The 7564-nt window shown below is 43.8% G+C and carries 8 protein-coding genes; 2 read left to right on the top strand and 6 right to left on the bottom strand.

Translation table 11 applies throughout. The features are described 5' to 3' along the window. Positions 1–247 precede the first annotated feature (247 nt). The gene (locus tag H6G32_RS23220; protein WP_190462602.1) at positions 248–736 is read right to left on the bottom strand and encodes a hypothetical protein; all 489 of its coding nucleotides are present in this window, start codon (positions 734–736) and stop codon (positions 248–250) included. Between the two features lie 164 nt (positions 737–900). On the opposite strand from H6G32_RS23220, the gene H6G32_RS23215 reads away from it, so the two are divergent. After that, positions 901–2826, top strand: a complete 1926-nt coding sequence (locus tag H6G32_RS23215) for a protein kinase domain-containing protein (RefSeq protein ID WP_190462599.1) — start codon at positions 901–903, stop codon at positions 2824–2826. 161 nt (positions 2827–2987) lie between these two features. Here the strand turns inward: H6G32_RS23215 and H6G32_RS23210 are convergent, their stop codons facing one another. The 4 genes from H6G32_RS23210 to ndhL all read right to left on the bottom strand — a co-directional run bounded on the left by H6G32_RS23210 (position 2988) and on the right by ndhL (position 5347). Continuing rightward, complete coding sequence (locus H6G32_RS23210) at positions 2988–3641, bottom strand: heterocyst differentiation related protein (protein WP_190462597.1); 654 nt, start codon at positions 3639–3641, stop codon at positions 2988–2990. A 236-nt stretch (positions 3642–3877) separates the two neighbouring features. Further along, the gene (gene trpA / locus H6G32_RS23205) at positions 3878–4684 is read right to left on the bottom strand and encodes a tryptophan synthase subunit alpha (RefSeq protein WP_190462595.1); all 807 of its coding nucleotides are present in this window, start codon (positions 4682–4684) and stop codon (positions 3878–3880) included. Between the two features lie 102 nt (positions 4685–4786). Next, positions 4787–5098, bottom strand: a complete 312-nt coding sequence (locus H6G32_RS23200; protein WP_190462594.1) for a DUF3007 family protein — start codon at positions 5096–5098, stop codon at positions 4787–4789. Positions 5099–5122: 24 nt separating this feature from the next. After that, on the bottom strand, positions 5123–5347 hold the full coding sequence (gene ndhL / locus H6G32_RS23195; RefSeq protein WP_309232627.1) for an NAD(P)H-quinone oxidoreductase subunit L: 225 nt from the start codon (positions 5345–5347) through the stop codon (positions 5123–5125). Between the two features lie 37 nt (positions 5348–5384). Here ndhL and H6G32_RS23190 point away from each other — a divergent pair, with 37 nt between their 5' ends. Then, on the top strand, positions 5385–5528 hold the full coding sequence (locus tag H6G32_RS23190; RefSeq protein WP_190462589.1) for a hypothetical protein: 144 nt from the start codon (positions 5385–5387) through the stop codon (positions 5526–5528). A gap of 600 nt (positions 5529–6128) precedes the next feature. Here the strand turns inward: H6G32_RS23190 and H6G32_RS23185 are convergent. Beyond that, positions 6129–7070 carry a lysylphosphatidylglycerol synthase transmembrane domain-containing protein gene (locus H6G32_RS23185; protein WP_190462588.1) on the bottom strand — a complete coding sequence of 314 codons (942 nt, stop codon included), beginning with the start codon at positions 7068–7070 and terminating at the stop codon, positions 6129–6131. Between the last annotated feature and the right edge of the window lie 494 nt (positions 7071–7564).

Raw genomic sequence — 7564 nt, 5'->3', positions numbered from 1 at the left:
CTCGGTCAATCCTGCGGATTGATGTGGTCAAGGGACGTTTCGTTTTTGTCTCGCAATTCCTCTCGTCACCTCCCTTGCGGGTAGGTGAGAGGCTCCTTGCTGTTCAAGCTGAACTGTATTACCTCTTAGCCCACGAAGGTGGGCTATCCCTACGGGACGCTACGCGAACGTTCTGGTAGCCAAGCCACTGTGTTGCGCGGGTTTCCCGCGTTGAAGCAAGTGGCGCGCGATTTTAATCGTTAGGGCTTCACCCCTCTGGTAAACCGGCAAAAACCTGCTCAACTAACACCTTAGTCTTATCTTCCAAGCACTGCCAATCGACATCCCCAAATTCATCGATTAAACTAGTATCAATACTGACTTCGGCACTTTCTGGACTGTAGTTAAGAAAACACACCTGATAACACAGATCCCACAAATCTATACTTACGTACTGCTGTTGACGTTGCAAACTCAAATGATATCCTGGATGGGGCATGGGCAAACCGGCAAGAGTCGCTCGGATTTCCTCTGCTTGTTCTGGCGTTGCCGTTTCTATGTCTTGCAACAACTGATTTACCAATGCTTTTATTTCATCGGTGGTGTTAGCAGGCCAAATCAGTACATCTTGATAAGTTCCTTTCCAGGAAGATGCATCGAGTTGCTTGCGAATATTATCGATAACGCGAATGAAAGCAGGTTGCATGAGGAGTTCAGCCTGTTGCCATGCGTCAGAATTTGTTATTTTAGGTGGCATCGGTAGTAAACAGGGAGTCTGAAAGACAAATTAACGATTAGCGTTGATTAAGAAACTGCGTTTTTAGTTTAAATCTTTTCTCAAGATAGCGGATTTCATGGAAGAAAATTTGGAGATATTTATTACCATCGGGAAAAATAGGTGTTAAACCTGGGGAGGGAATTATGATAGGCAAACTGCTAGACCATCGTTACCAAGTCATTCGCGTCCTAGCGACAGGCGGATTTGGTCAAACCTACATTGCCCAAGATACCAGGCGGCCAGGCAATCCTATTTGCGTTGTCAAGCACCTCAAACCCGCCAATTCTGACCCTAGAATTTTTGACACCGCCAAGCGTCTGTTCCAAAATGAAGCCGAAACCTTAGAAAAGCTGGGCAACCATGACCAGATACCCCGGCTTTTGGCTTACTTTGACGAGAACCAAGAATTTTTCTTAGTCCAAGAGTTTATTGACGGATATACCCTGAGTGAAGAACTCATACCTGGTCAGCGCTGGAGTGAAAGCCAAGTAATTCACCTGTTGCTGGAAATTCTCTTAATTCTGGAATTTGTCCACCAACAAGGCGTAATTCACCGCGACATCAAGCCAGATAATATCATCCGTCGTTCGTCTGATTATAAATTAGTTTTAGTAGACTTTGGGTCAGTTAAACAATTGCGTACCCATCTGGTGGCAGTTGGCGCACCATCTACAGCCACGGTAGCTATTGGCACTCCTGGCTATATGCCTACAGAACAAGGACAAGGCAAACCCCGTCCCAACAGTGATATCTATTCCCTCGGTATTATTGCCATTCAAGCGCTAACGGGAATACCCGCCAGCCAATTACAAGAAGACCCCGATACAGGCGAATTTATTTGGCAGCATTTAGTCCTTGTTAACCCCCAATTGGCAGCAGTTTTAACCAAGATGGTGCGTTATCACTTCAAAGACCGCTACCAAAACGTTACAGAAGCGCTGCAAGCCTGTAGAGTTTTGGTTAATTCCAACTTTCCACCTGTCATACCGACCGAACTACCCAAAAACCCCAACTACCCAGCAACTAAACCTGCTGCATCGCAAGTATTAGGACAGCAAAAAACTCTCGCCGTTGCTCCCGCTAATTCTGCTCCTGTTGTTACCAAACCTGCCCCTAGTAAAGATCCTAATAGAACCGACCCATTGCCCCTATTAATTGCCATATTATTAGCAGGTGGTGCAGCTGCCTTAGCAGCCAATGTCTACCCACAGTTGAAAAACTTAACTGCTAATTTAACGGGGAATGATCCCGCTACAGCAAAAAATTGCTTGGTTGTGGTAGAGGGTAATTCTAATATTCGTTCTCAACCGAATGCTATTGATTCTGATAATATTGTCCAAACTATTGGCAATGATACCAAATTTGCAGCTACTGGCAGGCGGACAAAACGAGGTTGGGTAGAGGTTAAACTTAACTCTGGACGTTTAGCTTGGGCAAACTCCAAGGTGATAACTAATAACGAACAATGGGTTTCTTGCCTACGTGACAAAGATATTGGCGTTGAGACTATAGATGATAGTACCCTGATTGCTACTCAATCATTGCCCAAGCCGCAGCCAAAACCTAAGGTAGTCATTCCCACGCCTGAATCATCAGAAAATTCAACTTCTGACTCTGTAAATTCTGAGCCACCAAAACCTGCTGATAACAGCGCTTCGATTGTGGAACAAGCAAGACAGAAGTATGAATCAGGAGATTTGTTGGGTGCGATCGCTAAACTCAGGTCGATTCCAGCAAATGCGGCTTCTGGCATCAAAGAAACAGCCAAAATAATTGATCAGTGGCAGCAAGATTGGGCAAAAGCTGAAGCTCTATCAAATGATATCAATACAGCGATTGATCAAGGTCAATGGGATAAAGTTTTGGCTTATAGAGACAATCCAGAAAAGTTACCCAATATTAAATACTGGCGAGATAAATTAGATCCCTTGTTTAAACAAGCAGCCGAAAATTTAGCGAAACAGGCACTTCCCAAGGCAGACACCCAAGTTAATCAAAGTCCTCCCCAACAGGAATCTGTTAATACTGACAAACCAGCTACTACAGCAACACCTAACAGTGGTGTGTAATCTCAAGGTTGTTTCAGCACTGTATTTAGATATCTGCCAGCATGATTTCCTGTTCAAAAATATCGCCCGCTACCCATGGCGGTCGGTTACTGATGAATAATTAATATTTATCACAGCATGAAGGCGATCATCGAATATTGATCGCCTCATGCTTTTTGGTTTTAATGGATTTCGTCGTATTCTGGGGCTTCAACTCGCCTTGCTTCTGCACGAGAGGGCAAGAACTCAGCCCTACGAACAGGAGATAAGGGTGGTGTCGAACCGTGGTAGGGGTGAATCACTTGGACAGTGCGGGTAGACCGCTGTTTTGGCGAAAATAAAGCCAAGACCCCAGCTACAACCACACCACCACCAATAGTCAGAGTTGCGCCACCCACAGCCCACAACATAGGTGAACGCCACCATTGAGCATCAGTTTGCGGCTGATAGGCTGCGGGTGCTAATTTTAGTTGGTTATTCTGCTGGGCTTGCTGCCATTGCCAATTGGTGAAATTTTGAACTTGGTTTTGGAGTTGTTGAATTTGCGCTTTCATCTGTTCATTCTCAGATTTCAACCGCTCATTCTGGATATTCAGTTTTTCCGCTTCCACGCTTTGGCTGGGATTGGGCGCAGCAGGTGGTTGATTGTTATATACTGGTTGCCCACCATAAGGATATTGCATTGGTGGCTGCATTACCTGGGGTGCCATTACCGTGGCGGGCATTTGGGGCATAGCGAAGTTAGATTGTAGGGGAATATTTGTCCCTTTCAACAGTACGAGAGCCGCCAGCCCAGCTACAGCGACCCCACCGATAAATGCCATACTCTCACTCATCGCCTTTGCTCCTCAATTGTGACTGACTCACTCTCACACACATAGAATTTCTCGCCTACTTCACTTCGACATAATACCCAAACTATAAGCGACCCTATCAGCTAGTTTATTTTACAGCCTGTATACGCTGTTAATATTCAAGACCATATCGGTCAAATTGTCCACCTATAGATGACAAACAAATACACTGTTATCCTTTTTTAATCTACTTTCTCCTACTGTTCAAGAGGGAGTATTTATACTTCGGTTGTCTTGATGGCTGCCTTGAGACTTTGGCAAAATTCAGCGATCGCATTCAGTCCCTGTGCTGGTGTGCCTTCTGCCAGTCGTTTGACAAAAGCACTACCGACAATTGCCGCATCTGCGCCCCACTCCCTCACCTGACGAGCTTGTTCAATTTGGGAAATGCCAAACCCTACACCAATGGGCTTATCAGTAACACTACGAATTTGTTTGATTAAATCAGGCACTCGCGCTTCCATTTGCGATCGCATCCCCGTGACACCAGTCACACTGACCAAATAGATAAAACCAAGGGATGAACGGGCGATCGCTTCTATACGTTCGGCAGAACTGGTGGGAGCCACTAACAAGGTCACGTCAATTCCCATCTCACTGGCTGGTTTGAGCAAGCCTGACGCCTCTTCTAAGGGCAAATCAGGCACCACCAATCCCCCTACCCCAGCAGACACAATTTGCTGGAGAAACTTTTCTACTCCTCGGTGCAAAATTGGGTTGTAGTAGGTAAATAAGATAATCGGCGCCTTTAAACTGGGAGTAGTTGCTGACAGCATTTCCAGCACCTGATCCAAGGTGGTTCCCCGTTGCAGAGCGCGGGTAGCCGCCGCTTGAATCACTGGGCCATCCGCCAAAGGATCAGAGTAGGGTACACCCAGTTCAATAATATCTGCTCCAGAGCGATCCAGAATTTGCAAAGCTTGGGCTGTTGTTTCTAAATCTGGATCGCCAGCAGTAATAAAAGGAATCAGAGCACACTCATGATTCCGCCTCAGGGTTTCAAAGCAATGGGAAATTGCAGTCATTAGTCATTAGTCAGTAGTCAATGGTCACTAGTCAATATTGACACTCCCCGCACAATTCGTGACAGAGATTCTGCTTCTGATGATAAAACTATTTAATAGCTATCACACCTGAGTTTGCTCTTCTTGTTCAATCTCAGCTTGAATTTTTGCCAATTCTGCCGGCGTGAGTTCGTCTAGCCGCTTTTGGAAAAAGGCTTGTTCATACTCTTGGCGTTGTTGATGGTAGGTCATTTTTTTTCCCCCCGCCCGGAAAGCATAGGTGACTAACCAACCAACCAAGCCAGCCACTAGCAAGATTTGGCTCCATATCCCCGCTTTGGTAGCGTCTAATCCTACTAGCTGCAATCCTAGATATCCCAAGCCACCAGCCACAAAAATGCCAATACCAATGCCAATTGCGTCAATGCGTCGCATGAGATTTATGACCTACCAATCTTGTTAAACAATTTGTCGCCGCTGAGGTCGAATGTTCACAAACGGCGATAGAACTAATAAACCTGGAAAGAAGAAAAACACCAAAAAGTACATGAAGGCACGCTCTACGGAGCTAGCTACATACCACCGCAGCTTCAGGTATAGCAGGACAGCAATTGGTACTGCTAAAAGATAAGCTCCAGCCAAAGTCAGATACAGTAGGGCTACAACCATAATTCTTTGTCGGATTTTGTAAGACTAAATTGGTGCATCTGTTTCTCATGATATGCTGAACGGCTGGACTGAGGGAAGTATTACCACAGCGATTTTAGATTTTGGACTTCCTCGTGAGCGCTCAGTCGAAGGATTTTGGATTTTAGATAGATTTTTGATGCAGAAGGTTGAAAAAGCTGTTATTGTGGTAGAATAGAATTTCCGCAATAAACGCTCTTAAATAGCCAAGCTAGACAAAATTTTTAAATCTAGTTGGACAAAAGACGCAATTAATGCTGGAATAGGTGAGGAGGTTTTAACTGCCTCCAAAAAACAAGTGAAAGTGACCCTTTGGGGGTGTGGCGGAATGGTAGACGCTACGGACTTAGATAACTGAGCCTTGATAGAGAAATCTTTCAAGTGTAAGCTCTCAAACTCAGGGAAACCTAAATCTGGCAACAGACAAGGCAATCCTGAGCCAAGCCCAGAAATTTTAGAATTGAGATTTTATTTTGGACTTCAATCCAAAACCCAAAATCTAAAATTCAAAATTGAGGGAAGGTGCAGAGACCCGACGGGAGCTACCCTAACGTTAAGTCGAGGGTAAAGGGAGAGTCCAATTCTCAAAGCCTCAAGCTCTTAGAGCAACTAGGCAGCAGTGAAAGCTGCGGGAGAATGAAAATCCGTTGACCGTAAAAGGTCGTGTGGGTTCAAGTCCCTCCACCCCCATGAAACAACTGAAAGTCTAAATAGACCCCCCTAGCAAGTATAGGAGGGTCTACTTGTATTGTAATGCAATAGCAGAACGCCACATTTATTAATTAGCAAGGCGTTCATCAAGCCAAGCTAAGACAGCACCAGCGGTTTCAGCTAGGATACTAATTAGACGATATAGTGCGATCGCACTAATTACTAAAGCAGCGGGAAAGCGGTTTTGCAAAAGTGCGATCGCAGTTGCTTCAAAAACACCTAACCCACCAGGAGCACCAGGAACTATTAACCCTAGCAACCAGGCAAAACTAAAAGCCCCTAACAATAAAGGTATTTGACTTACATTCAAAGGACTCAGGGCATATATAGTTAATATAAATCCAGCACCACGCAGTCCTAAAAAAATCAATTCTCCTAATAAAGGTCTCAGAGGATAGCGTTCAATAGTTAAACTAATAATTGGCTGGGTATTAGTATCGGATTTTTGCCTCTTTAATCGGTACAAAAAGCGGATTACTGGGTTCAAAAACCAAGGATGAACTGCACAAAGAATTACAGCTAAACTGATAAATTGTAGGCTTTGTACAGCAAAATTGCTATTAGCAATCGCCTCCGGCGGGCGGGACGCCATCGCAACTTGACTACCGAATAAGTCAATTATGATTAAAGCAGCAGCAGCCATAAGTAGCGGTTCTAGTAAGACGCTTAAAGTAGCCGTACCAGCAGGAATACTAGCATTTTTTGCGGCCACAATTCGCCCATAGTAATGCCAGACGTTACCTGGCAAATACTTGGCAATGTTTGTTTTTAGATAAACTTGGATGAACTGAGAAGATGGAACAGGTTGATTTAACTCTCGCAGAATCCAAGTCCATATCCAACCTGCCCAAGTATGTGCCAGTAAAGTGACACCTGTCGCGATTGCTAAAATTGCCCATCCTACATCATCAATACGGATCTCAGTCACCTCAAGCCAGTGATCTTTCACGGCTTTACCTAAAAAAAATAGCGTCCCGCCCAAAATTAGCCAGCGTAAAATTTGCTTCATCGTTTTGGTAATTTACCAGTTAGAGCAGCTTGGGCTGAACACATTAAATATTATGGTATATCAGCTACACATTTAAAGGGTTTCAAAAAAATACTTGAGGTGCTAAACGAGTTTATGTATCTCTTTTTACAAATTATCTTGATTTGTTGAGGAATCAAAAACTTTTGTATCAGGACAAATATTTTTAGAATTCTTGACAGTTGACTATTTTTATGTAGACGTCTAGATATAGCACCTACACATTTAATATCTTTCTTTAGGCTGATAGTAGTCAGCATTAATTGATCCAATCTAACAAATAAGCTAAAACATCCTCATAGCTCCCGATATTAAATAATATCTCTCTATAGTTAGATACAAATAGCAGTTTGTTCCTCAGTATAATGTAGCCTGCGCTAGAGGTAAAGAGTATTTTATTTTCCTATCTTTGAAAAGCGTTGTTCAAGCAATATTCACCTAAAAGCATTATTGCTAAACATATCGTTACACATTTT

The organism is Cylindrospermum sp. FACHB-282, from assembly GCF_014697195.1.
GTDB lineage: Bacteria > Cyanobacteriota > Cyanobacteriia > Cyanobacteriales > Nostocaceae > Cylindrospermum.
This window is presented reverse-complemented; position numbering and strand designations above follow the sequence as displayed.

What these genes read in the sequence shown, in the direction of transcription:
- trpA (WP_190462595.1), bottom strand. Translation starts at nt 4,684, where the DNA reads ATGACTGCAATTTCCCATTGCTTTGAAACCCTGAGGCGGAATCATGAG.
- H6G32_RS23200 (WP_190462594.1), bottom strand. Translation starts at nt 5,098, where the DNA reads ATGCGACGCATTGACGCAATTGGCATTGGTATTGGCATTTTTGTGGCT.
- H6G32_RS23215 (WP_190462599.1), top strand. Translation starts at nt 901, where the DNA reads ATGATAGGCAAACTGCTAGACCATCGTTACCAAGTCATTCGCGTCCTA.
- H6G32_RS23210 (WP_190462597.1), bottom strand. Translation starts at nt 3,641, where the DNA reads ATGAGTGAGAGTATGGCATTTATCGGTGGGGTCGCTGTAGCTGGGCTG.
- H6G32_RS23190 (WP_190462589.1), top strand. Translation starts at nt 5,385, where the DNA reads ATGCTGAACGGCTGGACTGAGGGAAGTATTACCACAGCGATTTTAGAT.
- H6G32_RS23185 (WP_190462588.1), bottom strand. Translation starts at nt 7,070, where the DNA reads ATGAAGCAAATTTTACGCTGGCTAATTTTGGGCGGGACGCTATTTTTT.
- H6G32_RS23220 (WP_190462602.1), bottom strand. Translation starts at nt 736, where the DNA reads ATGCCACCTAAAATAACAAATTCTGACGCATGGCAACAGGCTGAACTC.